Source organism: Nonomuraea bangladeshensis, from assembly GCF_039529455.1.
In the GTDB taxonomy this organism is placed as follows: Bacteria; Actinomycetota; Actinomycetes; order Streptosporangiales; family Streptosporangiaceae; genus Nonomuraea; species Nonomuraea bangladeshensis.
This window is the reverse complement of record NZ_BAAAMV010000014.1, coordinates 43911-63084: the sequence shown is the minus strand read 5'-3', so window position 1 is coordinate 63084 and position 19174 is coordinate 43911. Positions and strand designations below refer to the sequence as shown.

The following is a 19174-nucleotide window of genomic DNA, read 5'->3' as shown; positions in this document are numbered from 1 at the left end:
CAGATCTCCTCATCGGATCATTTACAGTGACACCTCTGCCTATGTACGCCTGGCGGCGATCATTTCAGGATCAACCGCGCGCCTGACCCTCCACCAAGGAGCCCTTCGTGCAGCACATCGGGATCATCGGCGTCGGCGAGATCGCCCGGGCCGTCGTGGACGGTCTGAGCGACGGCGTCGAGAACCCGCCGCGCGTCCACCTGTCGCCGCGCGGCGCCCGCGCGGCCGCCGAGCTGGCCGGACGCTACGCCAATGTCGGGGTGTGCGCCTCCAACCAGGAGGTGGCAGACCGCTCCGACCTGGTGCTCGTCGCCGTGCGCCGCCCCGACGCCCACGACGCGCTCGCCGGCCTGCGGGTGGACGAGCGCACGGTCGTGGTCAGCGTGGTGGCCGGCCTGTCCCTCGCCGACCTGCGCCGGGCCGTGGGCCCCGGCGCCCCGCTGGTGCGGGCCATCCCGCTGCCTTCTGTACGGGAACGCCGCTGCGTCACCGTGACGTACCCGTCGCACCCGGCCGTGGACGCGTTCTTCGGCCGCCTGGGGGAGGCGCTGCCGGTCGCCGACGAGGCGGCCTTCAACGTCATGTCCGCGCTGACCGGCACGCTGACCACGCACTACGCGTTCCTGGCGACGCTCGCAACGTGGGCCGCCGGTCACGGCCTGGCCCCCGAGGAGGCCGAGCGTTACGTGCGCGGCCTGTTCGGGGCGGCCGGGCGTTCCCTGGCCGACGAGAGCCGTTCCCTGCACCGCCTGGCCGCCGACCACGAGACCCCGAACGGGCTCAACGAACGCGTCCGCACCACCTGGTTCGACCCGGCCAACGCCGAGACGCTCGCCAAGGTCCTGGACGCGGTCCTCGCCGACCTCGGCTGACCCGCACCGGCGGGCTCAGGGGCGCATGGCCTTGACGAAGGCGTCGACGAGGGCGTCGGCGTACTGCGGGGTGAGCGGGCCGGAGCGCAGCAGCCAGCGCTGGTAGAGGGGGGCGTACAGCAGTTCGAGCGCCAGGTCGAGGTCGGCGCCGGCGGCGAGCTGCCCGGCTTTCTGGGCGCTGCGCAGCCGTTCCTTCTTGGCCTCGTCCACCGGCCCGGCCAGCTTCTCGCGGTACTGCGCGGCCAGCGCCGGATCGTTGATGATCTCCAGGTTGAGCGCGCGGACCGGCCCTTCGAAGGCCGGGTCGGCGAACTCGGCCACCGTGGCCCGCATCACCGTCTTGAGGTCGGCCTCCAGGTCGCCGGTGTCGGGCAGCGCGAGGTCGTGCTCCGGCCCGCCCTCGCTGAGCGCGAGGAAGGCGTCCAGGACAACCGCGCCCTTGGAGGGCCACCAGCGGTAGATGGTCTGCTTGCCGACGCAGGCGCGGGCCGCGATGGCCTCGATGCTCAGCTTGGCGAATCCGACCTCGGAGACCAGCTCGCGGGCCGCGGTGAGGATGGCCTGCCGGGAGCGCTGGCTGCGGCGGGCGGGGTCGGGCTGCTTGGCCATGCCCCGGATCGTACCACGCTGTAAGACGATCCGTACCGTCTCGCCGTATCTAGGCCACCCGGTTCACCGTGTACGTCACGAGGATCTTGGCCCTGACATCCCCATGGATGGCGGTGTAGTCCACGGTGACCTCCCGGAACCCGTTGATCTCGTCGAAGAGCACCCTGTGGTTGAGGTTGCCCTGGTAACTCACGTCGTCGGGCTCGGAGTCGACCACCATGCGTTCGGTCAGTTCGCGGCGGAATATCAGCATCTGGTTGAGCGCGCCCGTGCTCTCCGCATCGAAGTGGGAGATCTGCAGCCGTCTGGTGACGTTGTAGGTCAGGCTCTGGCCTGGCGGGATGAACAGCGCCCCACTCGGATGCAGCGGATGATCGCGATCCGGGCGCAGGAACAGGTTCTGGCTGTCAAAGATCTGTTCGTCGTCCACGGCGCGAACCGACTGGGCGTTGATGACCCCTGCCGGCGAGACCTTGAAATCGTTCGTGTTCCTGATGGACGCCAGCGAGACGTCGATCGTCTTGGTGGCCACGACATCCTCCCCCGATGGACCTGCGTCACTTATGCCCCTCGGCATGACGCCCGCATCGGGGCCGCGCCGCGCCTTGCCCACTTATTACCGTCCTCGCCGCGCCCTCGGGCCGGGTGTCGCGATGTCGGGGGTCTGCCCTAATCTCATCGGCGTGGGGAGGACAGACGCGGGCGCGCCAGGCCCCGGCACCGAATTGCACGCCGTACTCGAGCGCATCACCTACGCCAACGAGGAGACCGGCTACACCATCGCCCGCGTCGCGACCGAGCGCACCGGCGCCGACCTGCTCACCGTCGTCGGCCCCCTCCTCGGCGCGCAGGTCGGCGAGTCGCTGCGGCTGAACGGCCGCTGGACCTCCCACCCCCGCTACGGCCGCCAGTTCGAGGTGTGGTCCTACTCCACCGTGCTGCCGGCCACCATCCAGGGCATCCGCCGCTACCTCGGCTCCGGCCTCATCAAGGGCATCGGCCCCAAGATGGCCGAGCGCATCGTCGACCATTTCGGCACCGGCACCCTCGACGTCATCGAGCAGCAGCCCGAACGCCTCGTCGAGGTCCCCGGCCTCGGCCCCAAGCGCACGAAGATGATCGCCGCCGCCTGGGAGGAACAGAAGATCATCAAAGAGGTGATGATCTTCCTGCAGGGCGTGGGCGTGTCCACCTCCATCGCCGTGCGCATCTTCAAGCAGTACGGCGAGTCGTCCATCTCCGTCGTGCGCACCCAGCCCTACAAGCTCGCCGACGAGGTCTGGGGCATCGGCTTCAAGACCGCCGACACCATCGCCCAGGCCGTCGGCATCCCCCACGACAGCCCCGAACGCGTCAAGGCCGGCCTGCGCTACACCCTGTCCCAGGCCGCCGACGACGGCCACTGCTACCTGCCGGCCCCCAACCTCACCGCCGACGCCGTCAAGATCCTCGACGTGCCGCCCGACCTGGTCACCGCCTGCCTGCAGGAGCTGGCCGCCGCCGAGGGCGTCGTCGCCGAGGACGTCCCCGCCGGCGACAACACCGTCCCCGCCGTCTACCTGCCGCCCTTCCACCGCGCCGAGCTGTCCCTGGCCGGCAGCCTGCTCACCCTGCTGCGCGGCGGCCGCAACGCCGGCCACGACCGGCTCAAGGCCTTCGCCGACGTCGACTGGGAACGCGCCGAGTCCTGGCTGCACCGCCAGACCGGCACCGAGCTCGCCCCCGAGCAGCGCCAGGCCGTCCGCCTGGCCCTCACCGAGAAGGTCGCCGTCCTGACCGGTGGCCCCGGCTGCGGCAAGAGCTTCACCGTGCGCTCCATCGTCACCCTCGCCCGCGCCAAACGCGCCAAGGTCATCCTGGCCGCCCCCACCGGCCGCGCCGCCAAACGCCTGGCCGAGCTGACCGGCCACGAGGCCACCACCGTCCACCGGCTGCTGCAGCTGCGTCCCGGCGGCGAGGCCACCTTCGACCGCGACAACCCCCTCGACGCCGACCTCGTCGTCGTCGACGAGGCCTCCATGCTCGACCTGCTGCTGGCCAACAAGCTCGTCAAGGCCGTCGCCCCGGGCGCCCACCTGCTGTTCGTCGGCGACGTCGACCAGCTGCCCTCCGTCGGCGCCGGCGAGGTGCTCAAGGACCTCCTGGCCGCGCCGGAGATCCCGCGCGTGCGCCTGACCCAGATCTTCCGCCAGGCCCAGGAGTCCGGCGTCGTCGTCAACGCCCACCGCGTCAACACCGGCCGCCACCCCGTCCTGGAGGGCATGAAGGACTTCTTCCTGTTCCCCTGCGAGGAGCCGGAGGAGATCGCCGCGCTCACCGTCGACGTCGTGGCCCGCCGCATCCCCGGCCGCTTCCGCCTCGACCCCCGCCGCGACGTCCAGGTCCTGGCCCCCATGCACCGCGGCGCCGCCGGCGCGGGCGCGCTCAACATCGCCCTGCAGGAGGCCCTCACCCCCGCCCGCGAGGGCATGCCGGAACGCCGCTACGGCGGGCGCGTCTTCCGCGTCGGCGACAAGGTCACCCAGCTGCGCAACAACTACGACAAGGGCGCGGCCGGGGTGTTCAACGGCACCGTCGGCATCGTCACCGACATCCGCCCCGACGAGCACAAGCTGACCGTGCTGACCGACGAGGACGAGCACGTCGACTACGCCTTCGACGAGCTCGACGAGCTCGCCCACGCCTACGCCGTCTCCATCCACCGCTCCCAGGGCAGCGAGTACCCGGCCGTCGTCGTGCCGCTGGCCACCAGCGCCTGGATGATGCTGCAGCGCAACCTGCTCTACACCGCCATCACCCGCGCCAAGAGGCTCGTGGTGATCGTCGGCTCGCGCCGGGCGCTGGCGCAGGCCGTGCGCACCAAGGGCGCCGGCCGCCGGCACACCGGCCTGACCTACCGCCTGACCCCGCGTTGAGCTGGCCTGATCGCCCGACAGTGATGTAAATGTGACCGAACTCTCCCATATGATTCCTCGTCTTACATGCAGGAGCATTAAGGTTTTTGGGGTGCGATGACCATCCCGGGGAGAGGACAGTTGTGAACGTAGCGACCGCTTGGCGGACACCGGCCGTCTCGCTCGCCCTGCTGGCCGCCGCCGCGCTGACCACGTCCTGCTCGTCGACCGGCGGCAACGCCGCCGGCGGCCGGCCCGACGCGCCCGAAGCCAGCGCCAGCGCCACCCCCGAGGCCCCCGTCGTCAAGATCAGCCCCGCCGAGGGCAGCGCCACCGTCAGCCCCGACAAGAAGATCGTCGTGGCCGCCGCCGGCGGCGCCCTCGAGAACGTCACCGTCGAAGCCGGCGGCGACGAGATCGAGGGCCGCTACAACGCCGACAAGACCCGCTGGATCTCCCGGACGCCGCTGAAGCCCTCCACCGACTACACCGTCACCGCCAAGGCCGGCGCCACCACCTCCACCAGCACCTTCACCACCGCCAAACCCCAGCGCGCCCTGCAGGTCATCGACGTCACCCCCAACGCCAAGGGCGAGACCCTCGGCGTCGGCGCGCCCATCATCGTCACCTTCAACCAGCCCGTCGCCGACAAGGCCGCCATCGAGAGCGCCCTGAAGATCGACGCGGAGAAGCCCGTCGACGGCGCCTGGCGCTGGGTCAACGACACCAAGGTCATCTACCGCACCGCGAAGTACTGGCCCGCCCACCAGAAGGTCACCTTCAACGCCGGCATCACCGGCATCAAGGCCGGCAAGGGCCTGTACGGCACCAAGGACTACACCGCCACCCTCAAGATCGGCGCCAAGCAGATCAGCAAGGTCAACACCCGCACCCACATGATGTACGTCTATAAGGACGGCAAACGCGTGCAGACCATGCGCATCAGCGCCGGCATGGCCACCACCCGCGAATACACCACCACCTCCGGCGTCCACCTCACCATGGAGCGCGGCAACCCCGTCCGCATGATCTCCCCGGGCCGCAAGAAGGGCGACGAGGGCTACTACGACGTGATGATCAACCACGCCGTCCGCATCTCCAACTCCGGCGAGTACGTCCACGCCAAGGACAACGTCTGGGCCCAGGGCCGCCAGAACGTCAGCCACGGCTGCGTCAACGCCCGCCCCGACCAGGCCCGCTGGTTCCACGACACCATGCAGCGCGGCGACGTCGTCGAGATCACCGGCACCGACCGCGAGCTCGAATGGGACAACGGCTGGGGCTACTGGCAGATGCCCTTCTCCCAGTGGAAGAAGGGCAGCGCCCTGCACGACGACAACGCCTGACCCACCCCCGCTCCCCGAGGAACACCACCCCACGTGCGCATCCGCCCCGGCACCCCCGACGACGTCCCCGCCGTCCTGGCCATGTTCGACAGCGCCGTCGCCTGGCTGGCCGCCCGCGGCCGCACCGGCCAATGGGGCGACCAGCCCTTCACCGGCAACCCGCGCCGCACCGAGCAGGTCACCCGCTGGGCCCACGGCGGCGGCATGCGCATCGCCGAACGCGACGGCTCACCCGCCGGCTGCATCGTCCTCGGCGACGCCCACGACTACGTCGCCCCCGCCCCCGAACCCGAGCTCTACGTCCAGGCCCTCGTCATCGACCGCCGCCACGCCGGCCACGACGTCGGCCGCACCCTCCTCGACCACGCCGCCCACCAGGCCCGCGAACGCGGCCTGAACCTCCTGCGCGTCGACTGCTACGCCGGCGACGACGGCCGCCTGGTCGCCTACTACGAAAGCTGCGGCTTCACCCGCCAAGCCCCCTTCACCGTGGGGGAGTGGCCCGGCATGCTCCTGCACCGCCGCCCCTGACCCCGGCGCAGACGCGGCCGACCTCGCCTTCCCCGTAACGCCGTGACGCCGGTACAAGCCCCCCGCTAGGACCCCTCGCCCCGCAGCAGCGGATGCGTCCGCATCGCCACCTCCAGCTCACCCGGCAACTCGTCCCGGTAACGCCCCAGCGTCGACAGATCGCTGTGCCCCAGCACCCGCCGCACCGCGTCCATGTCCACCGCGTCGGCCAGCAGATGCGTCGCCGTCGTGTGCCGCAGCCCGTGCGGCGTCACCGACCGCCGCCGGTCCGGGTCCACCCGCGCCAGCACCCGGTCGATCACCGCCTGCACGTCGCCCCGCGCCAGCCGCCGCCCCCGCCACGACAGCAGCAGCGCCTTCTCCTCCACCTGCGCGGGCCGCCGCCCCCGCTCCAGATACGCCTGCAGCACCCGCGCCACGTCATCCGGCAACGGCACGTCCCGCGTACGCCCGCCCTTGCCGAAGATCCGCCAGTAACGCACCCCGTCGTTGGTGAAGAAATCCTCCACGTTCGCCCGCGTCAGCTCCGACACCCGCGGACCCACCGTCGCCAGCAGCAGCACGATCAGCCCGTCGCGCAGCTCCGTACGCTGATCGCGCCGCTTGCCGGCCTCCACCGGCTCCTCCGGCAGCCGCCGCGCCGCCCCGATCAGCCCCTGCGCCTGCTCCCGCGTCAACGCCCGCCGATGCGGACGCAGCCCGCCCCGCTCCTTGGCCGTGACCGTCGCGTGCAGCATCGGATTGACCTGCACCCACCCCACCAGCGCCGCGTGCTTGAACAGCGCCGACACCGACCGGCGGAACCGCGCCTGCGACGACGGCGACTGCCCCCTGCCGCCCGACCCGGCGGGGGAGCGGCCGTCCGGCTTGCGGGCGAACGCCAGCAGCACCGCGTCCACGTCCTCGCCCGTCAGATCGTCCAGCACCCGATCCGCCCCGGCCAGCTCCACCAGCGTCGCCACGTCCCGCGCGTACACCTCCGCCGTCGACGCCGACAAACCCCCCGTCACCGTCCGCGCCCGCACCAGCTCCACATAACGGTCAGCCGCCTCCACCACCGTCAACCGCTCGAGCTCCGCAGGCCGCACCCGCCAACCCCCTTGCACGCCGCCAGGACCACACGATCACCCACGACCGTAACCGACCCCACCGACGAAAAACCCGCGGCCACCGCCACCAGCCCGAACCGGCCCGCCTCAGATGTCGCGGAACGTCTCGATCCGCGCCCCCAGCGCGTTCAGCCGCTCCGCCAGATCCTCGTACCCCCGGTTGATCACGTACACGTTCCGCAGCACCGACGTCCCCTCCGCGGCCATCATCGCCAGCAGCACCACCACCGCCGGCCGCAGCGCCGGAGGACACATCATCTCCGCGCTGCGCCACCGCGTCGGGCCCTCGACCAGCACCCGATGCGGATCCAGCAGCTTCACCGACGCCCCCAGCCGCGTCAGCTCCGTCAGATAGATCGCCCGGTTGTCGTACACCCAGTCATGAATCAGCGTCGACCCCTGCGCCGAGGCCGCGATCGCCGCGAAGAACGGCACGTTGTCGATGTTCAGCCCCGGGAACGGCATCGGGTGGATCTTGTCGATCGGGGAGACCAGCTTCGACGGCCGCACCGTCAGATCCACCAGCCGCGTACGCCCGTTCGCCGCCCGGTACTCCGGCCCCCGGTCGCAGTCGAGCCCCATCTCCTCCAGGACGGCCAGCTCGATCTCCAGGAACTCCACCGGCACCCGGCAGATCGTCAGCTCCGACGACGTCACCACCGCCGCCGCCAGCAGGCTCATCGCCTCGACCGGGTCCTCGCTGGGGGAGTAGTCCACGTCCCGATCGATCACCGGCACCCCGTGCACCGTCAGCGTCGTCGTCCCGACCCCCTCCACGCGCACGCCCAGCTCCTCCAGGAAGAAGCACAGGTCTTGCACCATGTAGTTCGACGACGCGTTCCGGATCACCGTGACGCCGTCATGACGCGCCGCCGCCAGCAGCGCGTTCTCCGTCACCGTGTCGCCCCGCTCCGTCAGCACGATCGGCCGCGACGGCGCCGCCGACCCGTCCACCCGCGCGTGATAGAACCCGCCCGTCGCCGTGATGTCCAGCCCGAAGTGCCGCAACGCCGACATGTGCGGCTGCACCGTACGGGTCCCCAGGTCACAACCCCCCGCGTACGGGATCCGGAACTGCTCCGTCCGATGCATCAGCGGACCCAGGAACATGATCACGCTCCGAGTACGCCGCGCCGCCTCGGTGTCCATCGCCTCCAGCTCCAGCCGAGCCGGCGGCACGATCTCCAGATCACTGCCCTCGTTGATCCACCGCGCCCGCACCCCGATCGAGGCCAGCACCTCCAGGATCCGGTAGACCTCCTCGATCCGCGCCACCTTGCGCAGGATCGTCCGCCCCGAATTCAGCAACGACGCGCACAACAACGCCACGCACGCGTTCTTCGAGGTCTTGACATCGATGCTGCCCGACAACCGCCGGCCGCCCACCACCCGCAGATGCATCGGGCCCGCGTACCCCAGCGACACGATCTCGCTGTCGAGCGCCTCACCGATCCGGGCGATCATCTCAAGGCTGATGTTCTGGTTGCCGCGCTCGATCCGGTTCACCGCGCTCTGACTCGTCGCCAGCGCGTCCGCCAGCTGCAACTGCGTCCATCCGCGATGCTGCCGAGCATCCCGAATCAACCGGCCGATCCGTACCAAGTAATCATCTGTCATAAGAGACGACCATATCTCACATATGAGATGCATCCTCGACCGGAGTCCCCGACGCGCCGAACACCACCTACCACAGGAGGGACGAGATACACATCCACCCACAACTCGCTAGCGCCGTGACCCTCCGACGAGGTGGGATGATGACCCCCGTTCTCGGCACCGCCACCACCCTCGAACCGCTGGAGGCCGGCAACATGGCCGCATTGATCAGTGAATTGCTAGACGACGACCCGATCCGCGGCTTCGCCGGCGTGGTGGACACCGCGGCCGAGGAATCCCCTGACACCTACGCCATCGAGCCCGGAGGATGGGCCACGGCCCAGGACAACTGGATCGCCATCGACGAGCCGATCGAGCAGGGCTGCATCATCAAGTACGAGGTGTGGGACGGCGAGCCGCCGACACACCCGCCCGCGGCCTCGACCTGGCAGGGAACCGTCTACCTGGAATCCGGGATCATCCAGCCCGAGGACATCGCCGGCACCGATCTGACCGGCAGCAGGTTCGACCTCGGCCGGCCCGACCGGCGATGGAACGTCCGCGTCCACCGCGACCGGCTCGGCCACGGAGCGTTCCCACCGGACGTCGCCCAGCGGACGTTGATCACCCTGCAGTTCTGGCCGTGAGAGGCCGGGCGCGGCGCCGAGCCCCAGGAGGAGCCGGGGCCATTTCCGCCGCAACGCCTGCCTGCGCATGGCCGGCACAGGCGACCACCTGGTAGCCCTCGCCCCCGCGCGTCGGGTGGCTGTCCGTCCCGACGCGACCGGCGCGGACATCACCGCGCCGACCACCGCCGCCACGCTCCGGGAGGACCTGCCGGCCCCCTCACCGGCACTCCTCGAACGAGCCTCCCGCCCGGCCGCCCAGACCCCGATCTGGTGCCGGACCCCTTACGGCCCCACGAGTACTGTGACCGGCGTGAACCTTGATGTGATCATGTGGCCGGACTCCCCGTGGGCCGACATGCGCCAGGAATGGCTCCAGGCCGAGGAGTTCGGGCTGGGCCGCGGCTGGCTGTACGACCACCTGAACCTGAACGACCGGCCGATATGGCACGAGTCCTACACCACCCTCGCGGCCGCGGCGGCGGCGACCTCCCGCATCGGGATGGGCACCATGGTCACCGCGCCCAACTTCCGCCACCCCGTGACCACCGCCAAGGCCGCCCTGTCCCTCGACGCCCTCTCCGAGGGCCGCTTCGTGCTGGGCCTCGGCGCCGGAGGCCCCGGCGCGGACTCCGACGCCCTGGGCGGCGCCCCGCTCGACCGCGCCGAACGCACGGCCCGCTTCGCCGAGTGGACCGAGCTCATCGACCTGCTGCTGACCCGCGACACCGCCGACTTCGCCGGCCGCCACTTCACCGCCCACCAGGTCGAAATCGGCGGCGGCGAAGCACGCAGGCCGCCCCTGGCGGTCGCCGCCACCGCCAGACGCGGCATGGAACTGGCCGTACGCCACGCCGACCTGTGGATCACGCAGGACATCAGCCAGAACCCGGCCACCTATGCCGGCACCCCGCACGCCGAGGTACGCCGCCAGCTCGCCCTCCTCGACGAGATCTGCGCCGAACAGGGCCGCCCCCCGGAGACCCTGCCCCGCCTGGCGGTGCTGGGGTACGGGGGCGAGCGCCCGCTGGCCTCGATCGAGGCGTTCCGCGACTGCCTGGGCCGGTACGCGCAGCTCGGCATCTCGACTCTGGCCGTCCTGTGGCCCCGCGGCGAACAAGCCGGCGCGCAACTCGCGGTGCTGGAGCAGGCCGCCGCGGAATGCCGCCTGCCCTGACGGGGAGGGACGCGGCCGCCGTCGAGCAGAGTCCTGCCGGTAGCGCACGGGGTCCATGACCCCACCGACGCGAAGCGCGCGGGGGAGACGCGGGCGGCCGTCCGTCCGTCGATGGTGGCGAAGTAGGCGGTCCGCTGGTCGCGCGGAGAGCCGGCCGGCTCGGGCGCCGGGAACGGCCGAGCCCGCCACAGCCCGGCCGTCAGATCCAGCAGGACCCGTGCGTGTCGTCCGCGCCGAGGCCGCGTCTCAGGGCCGAGCCGGCCCTCGACGACCACGTTCCCCAGGCCGCCCGACGACATCAACAGCGTCAGGCCGCATAGGACGTGAGCTCACGAGAACGCCGAACGCCGGATCGACCTCCTCCCGCGGTACGGCGGACGCCCCCTCGCGCCCGGGTCAGGTTCGCACGATGGCGACGTGATCGACCCAGTTCCACGCGAGGTTGGCGTTGTCCAGCAGCAGCCGGTCCACGTCGATGGAGTGCTCGCTGCCGTCAGCGGGGTCGGCGACCTTGAACGTCGAAGGATGCACGGACCCGTCGCCGTGGACCACGCCGCCGTACCCGTGGATGGTCAGGTAGTGCCGCAGGAGCGGCGTGGCGGAGTTCCACCAGGGCAGCTTGCCTGGGATCACCAGGATCATCACCGGCCTGCCCCGCGACAGGGACGTGACGATCCGGTCGATTCCCGCCTCGTAGGTCTGGCCGTTGGCGACGTAGATCTCCTCCCACTTGTACTGCCAGTCGGAGTCGGGGATGTAGGAGTTGATCGCGGCGGGGATCCTGCCCGGCATGGTCGCGCCGAAGAGAGTCTCCTCGGTCTGGAGCTTGTCGGCCAGCTCCGATTGGGGCGGAGCCGAGATGCCGATCGTGGACAGCGTGGTCTGTACGACGCCCGGCCCGCACCAGTTGGCCCGTTCCTGCTCCTTGGCCGACAGCCTCATGTCCAGGGCCCGGACCGGAAGCTGCCACGTCCCGGCGATGCCGAACGTCGCCTGGGTGACGACGTAGGGACGCCTGAGGTCGGTGAAGGCGGTGTAGCACGCCCGGCTGGCGTTGGTGGTCATCGTGGGGCACGAGTCGGAGATGTCCGGTCCGCCGCCGCCGAACGTGAGCCGCAGGTTCACCTGGAAGTTGGTGTACGCGCCCGGGTTGATGAAGGCGACGCTGCGGACCTGCGTGCGGGCGGAGTTGAACTCCAGGCAGACCTGATAGGCGGTGCCGTTGTGAACGCGAGTTTCGCTGCAGGTTCTGTTCGCCGCCGGCGGGTACTCGTGCCAGATCCCGGCCTGTGCGGGTAGCGGGGGCACGGCGACGACGGCGAGCACCGTCCCCGTCAGGACCGCGAGTAACGCGGTGAAGATCCTTCGCATGGGTTCGCTTTCTTTGCAGGGGTTCGTCGCGGCCGCGGGACCGCGACCCGGTTCAGCCGCTCATTGATCGCCACCGTCAGCAGCACGGTCGCCGCCTTCGCCGGCCTGTCGATGCGGCAGGGAGAAGGCGTTTCGCCGTGATCGTCCCGGGCTGCACGGTGTCGAGGGTGGGCAACGAGCCGCCCCGCAGGACCGTGAGAAACACCGCCGCGGTCCGTTCTGTGCAACAGGGCGCGTCTCACCCGCTGCCTTCCGCCCGATCGAAGAAGCGCCGGGCCCGCTGCCGCTCCGCTCCCGCTAAGGGACTGTTCACGAGGATCTGCACAGCACCACCTCCGTGATGGCGTTCATTTGTGCGCGATAACGGTCCTGACCGTAACCTTGCGAGCGTCGCCCGTCAACGGATCGAGTCAAGGAGAAGACACCGTCCGGGCGGGCGCTGGGGCCGCGAAAACGTGACCGATATCGACGGCGTGTGCGTCATCATCCCGTCGCCGGCTCCGCCCGCCGGGCCATCGCGGACATTTCTGCCGCCAAACAGGGGGCCGGCCTGCGCCAACGCACTCGCATGCGTCTCAGGGCAGCCGTCCTATCACCACCCCGTCCGGCGTGACCGTCAGAGCGGAACTGTGTTCCATCCCACAGGCTCTCACGTTGCTTCGAATTCGAAGCGGGTCTAGAGTAACGACCAGATGCTTCGAGTTCGAAGCAACACCTCTCCGAAAGCGAGCCCCGCCATGAAGGCAGTGCGTTTCCACCAGTACGGCAGCCCCGAAGTCCTGCGCCAGGAAGAAGTGGACCAGCCCGTCCCCGGCCCCGGACAGGTACGGATCCGGGTCGCCGCGACATCGTTCAACGCGGTGGACGGCAACATCCGCGCAGGCTTCATGCAAGTCCCCATCCCGGTCACACTCCCGCACACCCCCGGCCTCGACGTCTCCGGCACAGTCGACGCCCTGGGCGAGGACGTGCAAGGCGTCGAGATCGGCGACGAGGTCGTCGCCTTCCTGCCGATGACGGGAACCGGCGCCGCCGCGGAGTACGTCCTCGCACCCGCCGACATCCTGGCACCGGCACCCAAAAGCATCCCGCTGCCCGACGCCGCCGCACTCCCAGTGGTCGGCCTCACCGCCTGGCAGGCCCTCTTCGACCACGCCAAGCTCACCAGCGGCCAGCGCATACTGATCAACGGCGCAGGCGGAGCAGTCGGCGGCTACGCCGTACAACTGGCCAAGCGGACCGGCGCGCACGTGATCGCCACCGCCGGCCCGCGCAGCCACGAGCAGGTCAAAGCCTCCGGCGCCGACGAGATCATCGACCACACCACCACCGAGGTGAACACGGCGGTGAAAGAGCCGGTCGACGCCGCCCTCAACCTCGCCCCGATCGACCCGGAGCGGCTGGCAGCACTGCTCACCCTCATCCGGCCCGGGGGAGTGCTGGTCAACACCACCGTCTGGATGCCCGCGCCCTCCGACGACGAACACGGCGTACGGGGCATCGACCTGTTCGTCCGCAGCGACGCCGGCCAACTGGAGCAACTGGCAGCGTTGATCGACTCCGGCGAACTACGTGTCGACGTCGCCCGCCACGTCCCGCTGGCCGAACTGCCGGCGGTCCACACCCAAGCCGCCGCAGGCGAACTGCACGGCAAGGTCGTCATCGTCGCACCCACCACCTGACCGCCGCCACAGAAGAGGGATGGCCACGGCGGGGGAGACGGGTCATCCGGCCCGGCTGCGGCCGGGCCGGCGTTTGGCAGAACGTGGCGGGGTGGCGCGCATGTGAGCGCGGACGCGGGCCAGCACGCCACCGAGCGCGACGAGGTCCTCATCGCTCATCGCCTCGAACAACAACCCCCGCACCTGAGCGACATGCCCCGGGAGCACCCGCGCGACCAGCTCCCGGCCGGCGTCCGTGACAGCCACCATCACACTGCGCTCGTCCTCCGGCGACGGCGAGCGGGTGATCAAGCCACGTTTGTCCAGCAGACCCGCCTGATAGGTCAGACCACTACGGCTGTACACGACACCGTCCGCCAGGTCCGTCATCCGCAGCCTGCCCTCCGGCGCGTCCACCAGCCGGGCCAGAATCTGAAACTGCACCCAGCTGAGATCACCGTCGGCCCGCAAGTGCTCCTCCACCGCGTACTGCAGAAGGCTGCTGACCTCCATCAAGGCGAAGTAGGCGCCAAGTTGCTCACTGTTCAGGCCGGCCGTCGGATCGCTCACGCCCCTCACCCTACTGCTTCGAATTCGCACCGCCCGGCCGCGAAAGCACCACGCGCCGCAGCGCGCCGGCTCTCAGCCCTCCTGCTGCAGAGGTCCGGCGAAGACCACGATCTCGTCGATGTCGCCGGCAGCGGTGAAATGAACCATGTCGGTGCCCCTCAGCACCGCGGTGCCGTCAGCGGACTCGAAACGCCAGCCGAACCTGGCCCACTCATGAGGCGCGTCGACCACCGTCGTCCGCACCATGCGGCACCGGCCCGCCGGGTAGCTCTGCACCACCTCGGTGATGAAGTCCTCCACGGCACCGCGCCCGACCCCCCGGCCGAGAGGGCCATGAAACGACACATCGGGGGCGAGCGCCAGGCTGAGCAGCCGGGCCCGGCGATCCGGATCGCCGGTGTTGGCCGCGGCGATGAAGGCGTCGATCGCGCCGGCGTGCACCTGACCCGCCGGCGGGCGCGTCACCGTCCCATCTCCGGTCAAACGCTGCTCTCCGGTCGTCATCATGCCTCCCCGCCTCGCGCGCCGATCCGCTGGAGAGCCTACTTGGGCTTGACGGACCGCGCTGGCCCGTGGCCAGCGGCGCGACCGGCCTGAGCCTCCCAGACCCTGCTGCACGACAAAGACCGCCGGCCGGCCTTCAACGAGGGCGCGTCGCGCCTGCCAGTCCTGCTCATCCAGCTGGTGCTTCCGCCATGCGCAGAAGCCTCGGGTTCGGCCTGCGGGGGAGAGGCGCCGGATGAGTGCGTGCTCCTCGTCAGGTCCGTCGAGTCTTCAAGTCAGTCGAGGTCCGCTGCAGCGCAGGTCGTTGGCGAGCACCAGGAGCTGTCGCGAGCTGAGCATCGCGCTGGGCGTCCAATCCTTGCAGGGGAGGCACAACAACGGTCTCGCCGAGTGCGGGTCTAGGCAAGAATGCGTTCGTCACTAACCGGACAGAACCCACATTCTGTCCGGTATCGCACTATTTCCGGCATTATGCAGTCTCGCCGGGGAGCGGCCCCGGCAAACCACCTTCACAGCCGGTTGACGAACCGGGCGGCGGCCCGCTGGCTCATGCCGGTCTCGCCGCGTACCAGGAAGACGGCTTCCTGGATCTGGCCGAGGGCTTTGAGCTCACGAGCCTGGTCGACAAGATCGATGCTCGGGTTCAGCCGGTTACGCGGCCGCTGGGTCAGGCGCACGGCGAGGATGGCGAGCCAGATGGCGGCTGCGGTGATGACGGCCGTGAGCGCGATGAGGCTCGGGGTCGTGATCTCCAGGGGGTACATGCGGTGCGTCTTCCCGGTGCGGGGTGCTTTAGTCGGCACATGTCTGTTTGCTCGATAATGAACATTATGTCAAGTAGACCGGAATCGGCCCCGGCAGGCCCGGTCCCCCTCCGCAGGGTTCTGACGGGAAGGTTGACCTTGTGTTGAATCGCTGTCCTTGCGCGGGATCGCCGATTTAGGGTGGAGCTCCTGCTATTCGCGCCGCGAGAGGAGCAGCACATGGGGATCGAGTCCGTCTTATGCCCGGTGTGTCAGGGGGTTCTGCCCGCTTCCGGTAAGGAGGCGTACACGAAGCTGCGGGGGCGGCTGATCGTGACGAACGGTTATTGCGGGGGCGGTTGCGCCGAGCGGGTGGCGCAGGAGCGGACGCGGGAAGTGGCGCGTCCGAGGCCGGGGGTGCCGGCGCAGGAGCCTGTTCCGGTGGCTGAGGCGGCGCCGGCGATGCCGCCGATGGTGGCTGCGGGGCGGCCGCGTGGGGCGTCGTTGCGGGTGGTTCGTTAACGGGTTGCGTCAGCGGGTGCGCTGACGGGTTTTTGTCGTTGCGCGGGCAGGCCGCCGGGGTCACCGGTGTGCCCGTGGTCACGGGCCGAGGCGTTCGGCCAGGGTGCGGACGTGCGGGTGTCCGTTGTGGGGTGCTTCTCCCCCGCTGTCGTCTCGCTGATCAGGTGGTGTAGGGCCGGACGTGAGTGACGGCGGTCACGGGTAGCGGGCCGTACAGGTGGGGGTAGCCGTTCTCGGTGCGGATGTCGAGCCCGGTGGGGTCGATGTCGAGGACGAGCAGGGGCTCGGTGACGTGGGTGTAGTAGCGGTCGTGGACCTGGCGGAGCTGGTCGAGGTCGTGGCTGCAGTGGATGAAGCCTTCCTCGTCGAGGGTGCGGCCGAGGGTGGAGATGCGGTACTCCCCCGCGCCGGTGGCGTGGTGCCAGTCGGTGGCCAGGGCGAGGTGGTGGATGGTCATGGGGTCCATTCGGTCTCGAGGATGGCGTAGATGGTCTCGCTGGTCCATTCGCCTTTGACGTGCTCGTTGTCGACGAGGGTGGCTTCGTGGCGCATGCCGAGTTTGGCGAGGACGCGGGCGGAGGCGGTGTTGCGGGCGTCGAGGCGGCCGGTGATGCGGTGCAGGCGCAGGCCGGTGAAGCCGAGGGCGAGCATGGCGCGGGCGGCTTCTGTGGCGTAGCCGTGGCCGTGGTGGTCGGGGTGGAGGATGTAGCCGATCTCGCCTTGGCGGTGGGTGTCGCTGGTCCAGACGAGCAGGGCGGAGCCGATGAGCTCGCCGGTGCGGGTGAGGGTGACGGCGAGGTCGAGGGCGTCGCCTTCGGCGTGGATGGCGGTGCGGGTGGCTTTCTTGGCGAGGGCTTCGCGGCTGGTGTCGCGGTCGCGGGGTTCCCAGTAGAGGTAGCGGGCGACGTCGGGGCGGGATTCGTAGGCGTGGACGGCGTCGAGGTCGTCGGTGGTGAAGGGGCGCAGGGTGAGGCGTGGGGTGGTGATGGGGTAGGTGGGTTGGAGCACGGGGGCAGTGTAGGGATTGGTCAGCGGGGTGGCAAAAGGGTTTCGAGTGCGTGGGTGAGCAGGGTGCGGGCTTGTTCGGCGGGGCGTTGTTCGACGACGAGTTCGAGCCAGAGGGTGGACAGGGTGGTGTAGAGGAGGCGGGCTCGGGGGTCGGTTTCCGGCAGGTCGAGGGCTTGGGCGATGAGGCGGGTGCAGCCGTCGGTCCAGCGGCGGGCGATGTGTTGCAGGACGGGGTCGCGGCCGGCGTGGACGTACAGCTCCCATAGGCCGAGCTGGCGGGTGCGGTCGGTGTCGGTGGTGAGGGCGTGGGGCAGGCCGGTGAGGCCGTGGTGGGTGATCAGGGTGGCGGTGGTGGTGAGTTCGGTCTCGACGAGCTGGGCGAAGGCTTCGGCGAGGAGTTGGTCGCGTGAGGTGAAGTAGTAGGTGGTGGCGGCGAGTGGGAGGTGGGCGCGTTGGGCGACGGCGCGGTGGGTGACGGCGGCGAAGCCGCCTTCGGCGAGGAGGTCGACGGCGGTGTTGAGCAGGGTGGCGCGGCGTCGGCGGGAGCGGGCCTGGGTGGCGGGGTTGGGGGTTTTCATGGGGTGCGTTGTCATGGGGTGCGGGCGGCGAGGTTGAGGACGATGACGCCGGCGATGATGAGGAGGATGCCGCCGATCTTGTACGGGGTGAGGGTCTCCCCCATGAAGGCGGCGCCGATGAGGGCGATGGCGGCGGTGCCGGCGCCGGACCAGACGGCGTAGGCGGTGCCCATGTCGAGTTGGAGTTTGAGTGCTTGGGCGAGGAGGGTGAAGGAGGTGATGTAGCCGGCGGCGACGGCGATGGTCCAGCCGATGTGGGTGAGGCCGTTGCTGAGTTTGAGTGCGCTGGTGGCGAGGATTTCTGAGGCGATGGCGAGGGCGAGCAGGAGCCAGGCCATGGTGTTCCTTTTGGGGGTGAACTGGTACGGGTGTCCCAGTTTATCGTGCGGCTCCGCTCCCCCGGGTGTGGCGGAACTGCTTGAAAAGGCAGTCGAATACGTGTTCCACTGGAGGGTGTGGGTTGGGACGCGCTTCCGTTGGTGGACGCCGCCGATGAGCGACCGCTGATCGAGCGGCGCGCGGTGCTGCGCGACGGCTTCTACGAGACGCAGGCCCGGACGATGATCGAGCGGGTGCCGGCGGTGGCGGGCATCGCGCAGCAGTGGGCGGTCTCCCCCTATCGGGGTTGTGCGCACGCGTGCCGGGGTTGCGGGGCGCGGTCGGGTCATCGGCGGCTGGGGCTGGACGCGGGGCGTGATTTCGACACCCGGATCGTGGTGAAGCCGAACGCGGTGGCGCGGTTGCGCGCGGATCTGGCGCGCTGGGGCGGTGAGGAGCTGGCGGTGGGCGTCAGCGGTGACTGCTACCAGGAGGCGGAGGCGACCTACCGGCTGATGCCGGGGGTGATCGGGGCGCTGGCGGAGGCGGGGGTGCCGTTCACCGTCTACACGAAGGCGGCGCTGGTGTTGCGGGACGCGGCGTTGCTGGCGGAGGCGGGGGCGCGGGTGGCGGTGTCGATCGCGTTCGTCGACGAGCGGATCCGGCGGGCGGTGGAGCCGGGGGCGCCGACGGCGCAGGCGCGGCTGGAGCTGGTGTCGGCGCTGGCGGAGGCCGGGGTGGAGTGCCGGGTGCTGATGGCGCCGGTGCTGCCGTTGCTGAGTGACGCGGCCGACCAGCTGGGGGCGACGGTGCGGCGGATCGCGGGTGCGGGGGCGCGGGCGGTGGAGCCGGTGGTGTTGCGGCTGCCGGCGGGGACGCGGGCGTGGTACCTGGAGTGGCTGGGTGCGGCGCATCCGCATCTGGTGGCGCGTTACGAGGAGCTGTACGACCGGGCGGGGCTGCCGTCGCCGGACTACGAGCGGCGCATCACGGGGCAGATCGCGCAGTTGTGCCAGGTGTACGGGATGGCGTTCGGGCCGGGTGAGGCGCGGGTGCGGGAGCCGCGGGTGGCGCAGCTCTCGCTCGTCTGAGCGTGCCTGTCCCCCTTGCGGGGGAAATCGGGTCGATCCGGCCGGGTG

20 protein-coding genes are annotated in these 19174 nt (G+C 70.2%); 8 read left to right on the top strand and 12 right to left on the bottom strand.

Going from position 1 to position 19174, the window contains the following annotated elements:
• Nucleotides 1–107: 107 nt before the first annotated feature.
• Nucleotides 108–872 (top strand): NAD(P)-binding domain-containing protein, encoded by a 765-nt coding sequence (locus ABD292_RS40555; protein WP_344217178.1) that lies wholly within the window; start codon nt 108–110, stop codon nt 870–872.
• 15 nt (nt 873–887) lie between these two features.
• Here ABD292_RS40555 and ABD292_RS40550 read toward each other — a convergent pair whose 3' ends face one another.
• A complete protein-coding gene (locus ABD292_RS40550; RefSeq protein WP_344217176.1) occupies nt 888–1481 on the bottom strand; it encodes a TetR/AcrR family transcriptional regulator in 594 nt (197 codons plus the stop codon).
• A gap of 49 nt (nt 1482–1530) precedes the next feature.
• Complete coding sequence (locus ABD292_RS40545) at nt 1531–2013, bottom strand: hypothetical protein (protein WP_344217174.1); 483 nt, start codon at nt 2011–2013, stop codon at nt 1531–1533.
• 151 nt (nt 2014–2164) lie between these two features.
• Here ABD292_RS40545 and recD2 point away from each other — a divergent pair, with 151 nt between their 5' ends.
• The 3 genes from recD2 to ABD292_RS40530 all read left to right on the top strand — a co-directional run bounded on the left by recD2 (nt 2165) and on the right by ABD292_RS40530 (nt 6252).
• Complete coding sequence (gene recD2, locus ABD292_RS40540) at nt 2165–4396, top strand: SF1B family DNA helicase RecD2 (protein WP_344217172.1); 2232 nt, start codon at nt 2165–2167, stop codon at nt 4394–4396.
• 122 nt (nt 4397–4518) lie between these two features.
• Nucleotides 4519–5721, top strand: a complete 1203-nt coding sequence (locus tag ABD292_RS40535) for a L,D-transpeptidase (RefSeq protein ID WP_344217170.1) — start codon at nt 4519–4521, stop codon at nt 5719–5721.
• Nucleotides 5722–5754: 33 nt separating this feature from the next.
• Nucleotides 5755–6252, top strand: a complete 498-nt coding sequence (locus ABD292_RS40530) for a GNAT family N-acetyltransferase (RefSeq protein WP_344217168.1) — start codon at nt 5755–5757, stop codon at nt 6250–6252.
• Between the two features lie 65 nt (nt 6253–6317).
• On the opposite strand, the gene ABD292_RS40525 is transcribed toward ABD292_RS40530, so the two are convergent.
• Together ABD292_RS40525 and ABD292_RS40520 are read right to left on the bottom strand one after the other, a co-directional pair.
• On the bottom strand, nt 6318–7340 hold the full coding sequence (locus ABD292_RS40525; protein ID WP_344217166.1) for a tyrosine-type recombinase/integrase: 1023 nt from the start codon (nt 7338–7340) through the stop codon (nt 6318–6320).
• A gap of 108 nt (nt 7341–7448) precedes the next feature.
• Nucleotides 7449–8978, bottom strand: a complete 1530-nt coding sequence (locus tag ABD292_RS40520; RefSeq protein WP_344217164.1) for a helix-turn-helix domain-containing protein — start codon at nt 8976–8978, stop codon at nt 7449–7451.
• 137 nt (nt 8979–9115) lie between these two features.
• Here ABD292_RS40520 and ABD292_RS40515 point away from each other — a divergent pair, with 137 nt between their 5' ends.
• The gene (locus ABD292_RS40515) at nt 9116–9604 is read left to right on the top strand and encodes a hypothetical protein (protein WP_344217161.1); all 489 of its coding nucleotides are present in this window, start codon (nt 9116–9118) and stop codon (nt 9602–9604) included.
• A gap of 67 nt (nt 9605–9671) precedes the next feature.
• The gene (locus ABD292_RS40510) at nt 9672–10760 is read left to right on the top strand and encodes an LLM class flavin-dependent oxidoreductase (RefSeq protein WP_344217159.1); all 1089 of its coding nucleotides are present in this window, start codon (nt 9672–9674) and stop codon (nt 10758–10760) included.
• A 396-nt stretch (nt 10761–11156) separates the two neighbouring features.
• Here ABD292_RS40510 and ABD292_RS40505 read toward each other — a convergent pair whose 3' ends face one another.
• On the bottom strand, nt 11157–12131 hold the full coding sequence (locus tag ABD292_RS40505; protein WP_344217157.1) for a C39 family peptidase: 975 nt from the start codon (nt 12129–12131) through the stop codon (nt 11157–11159).
• Nucleotides 12132–12868: 737 nt separating this feature from the next.
• Between ABD292_RS40505 and ABD292_RS40500 the strand changes: the two genes are divergently transcribed.
• Nucleotides 12869–13813 carry an NADP-dependent oxidoreductase gene (locus ABD292_RS40500; RefSeq protein ID WP_344217154.1) on the top strand — a complete coding sequence of 315 codons (945 nt, stop codon included), beginning with the start codon at nt 12869–12871 and terminating at the stop codon, nt 13811–13813.
• Nucleotides 13814–13855: 42 nt separating this feature from the next.
• On the opposite strand, the gene ABD292_RS40495 is transcribed toward ABD292_RS40500, so the two are convergent.
• The 7 genes from ABD292_RS40495 to ABD292_RS40465 all read right to left on the bottom strand — a co-directional run bounded on the left by ABD292_RS40495 (nt 13856) and on the right by ABD292_RS40465 (nt 18055).
• On the bottom strand, nt 13856–14362 hold the full coding sequence (locus ABD292_RS40495) for a MarR family winged helix-turn-helix transcriptional regulator (RefSeq protein ID WP_344217152.1): 507 nt from the start codon (nt 14360–14362) through the stop codon (nt 13856–13858).
• Nucleotides 14363–14434: 72 nt separating this feature from the next.
• A complete protein-coding gene (locus ABD292_RS40490) occupies nt 14435–14827 on the bottom strand; it encodes a nuclear transport factor 2 family protein (protein ID WP_344217150.1) in 393 nt (130 codons plus the stop codon).
• Nucleotides 14828–15375: 548 nt separating this feature from the next.
• Complete coding sequence (locus ABD292_RS40485; protein WP_329577730.1) at nt 15376–15630, bottom strand: hypothetical protein; 255 nt, start codon at nt 15628–15630, stop codon at nt 15376–15378.
• Nucleotides 15631–16291: 661 nt separating this feature from the next.
• Nucleotides 16292–16588, bottom strand: a complete 297-nt coding sequence (locus ABD292_RS40480) for a DUF952 domain-containing protein (protein WP_344217147.1) — start codon at nt 16586–16588, stop codon at nt 16292–16294.
• The gene (locus tag ABD292_RS40475) at nt 16585–17139 is read right to left on the bottom strand and encodes a GNAT family N-acetyltransferase (protein WP_344217145.1); all 555 of its coding nucleotides are present in this window, start codon (nt 17137–17139) and stop codon (nt 16585–16587) included. The genes ABD292_RS40480 and ABD292_RS40475 overlap by 4 nt, the downstream gene beginning before the upstream one ends.
• A gap of 20 nt (nt 17140–17159) precedes the next feature.
• The gene (locus ABD292_RS40470) at nt 17160–17717 is read right to left on the bottom strand and encodes a TetR/AcrR family transcriptional regulator (protein WP_344217143.1); all 558 of its coding nucleotides are present in this window, start codon (nt 17715–17717) and stop codon (nt 17160–17162) included.
• Between the two features lie 11 nt (nt 17718–17728).
• On the bottom strand, nt 17729–18055 hold the full coding sequence (locus ABD292_RS40465) for a DMT family transporter (RefSeq protein WP_344217140.1): 327 nt from the start codon (nt 18053–18055) through the stop codon (nt 17729–17731).
• A gap of 141 nt (nt 18056–18196) precedes the next feature.
• Here ABD292_RS40465 and ABD292_RS40460 point away from each other — a divergent pair, with 141 nt between their 5' ends.
• Nucleotides 18197–19126 (top strand): radical SAM protein, encoded by a 930-nt coding sequence (locus ABD292_RS40460; protein WP_344217138.1) that lies wholly within the window; start codon nt 18197–18199, stop codon nt 19124–19126.
• The last annotated feature ends 48 nt before the right edge of the window (nt 19127–19174 follow it).

Coding starts and splice junctions, on each gene's coding strand:
- ABD292_RS40550 (WP_344217176.1), bottom strand. CDS start 1,481: ATGGCCAAGCAGCCCGACCCCGCCCGCCGCAGCCAGCGCTCCCGGCAG.
- ABD292_RS40520 (WP_344217164.1), bottom strand. CDS start 8,978: ATGACAGATGATTACTTGGTACGGATCGGCCGGTTGATTCGGGATGCT.
- ABD292_RS40515 (WP_344217161.1), top strand. CDS start 9,116: ATGATGACCCCCGTTCTCGGCACCGCCACCACCCTCGAACCGCTGGAG.
- ABD292_RS40510 (WP_344217159.1), top strand. CDS start 9,672: ATGGCCGGCACAGGCGACCACCTGGTAGCCCTCGCCCCCGCGCGTCGG.
- ABD292_RS40505 (WP_344217157.1), bottom strand. CDS start 12,131: ATGCGAAGGATCTTCACCGCGTTACTCGCGGTCCTGACGGGGACGGTG.
- ABD292_RS40500 (WP_344217154.1), top strand. CDS start 12,869: ATGAAGGCAGTGCGTTTCCACCAGTACGGCAGCCCCGAAGTCCTGCGC.
- ABD292_RS40485 (WP_329577730.1), bottom strand. CDS start 15,630: ATGTACCCCCTGGAGATCACGACCCCGAGCCTCATCGCGCTCACGGCC.
- ABD292_RS40480 (WP_344217147.1), bottom strand. CDS start 16,588: ATGACCATCCACCACCTCGCCCTGGCCACCGACTGGCACCACGCCACC.
- ABD292_RS40470 (WP_344217143.1), bottom strand. CDS start 17,717: ATGAAAACCCCCAACCCCGCCACCCAGGCCCGCTCCCGCCGACGCCGC.
- ABD292_RS40465 (WP_344217140.1), bottom strand. CDS start 18,055: ATGGCCTGGCTCCTGCTCGCCCTCGCCATCGCCTCAGAAATCCTCGCC.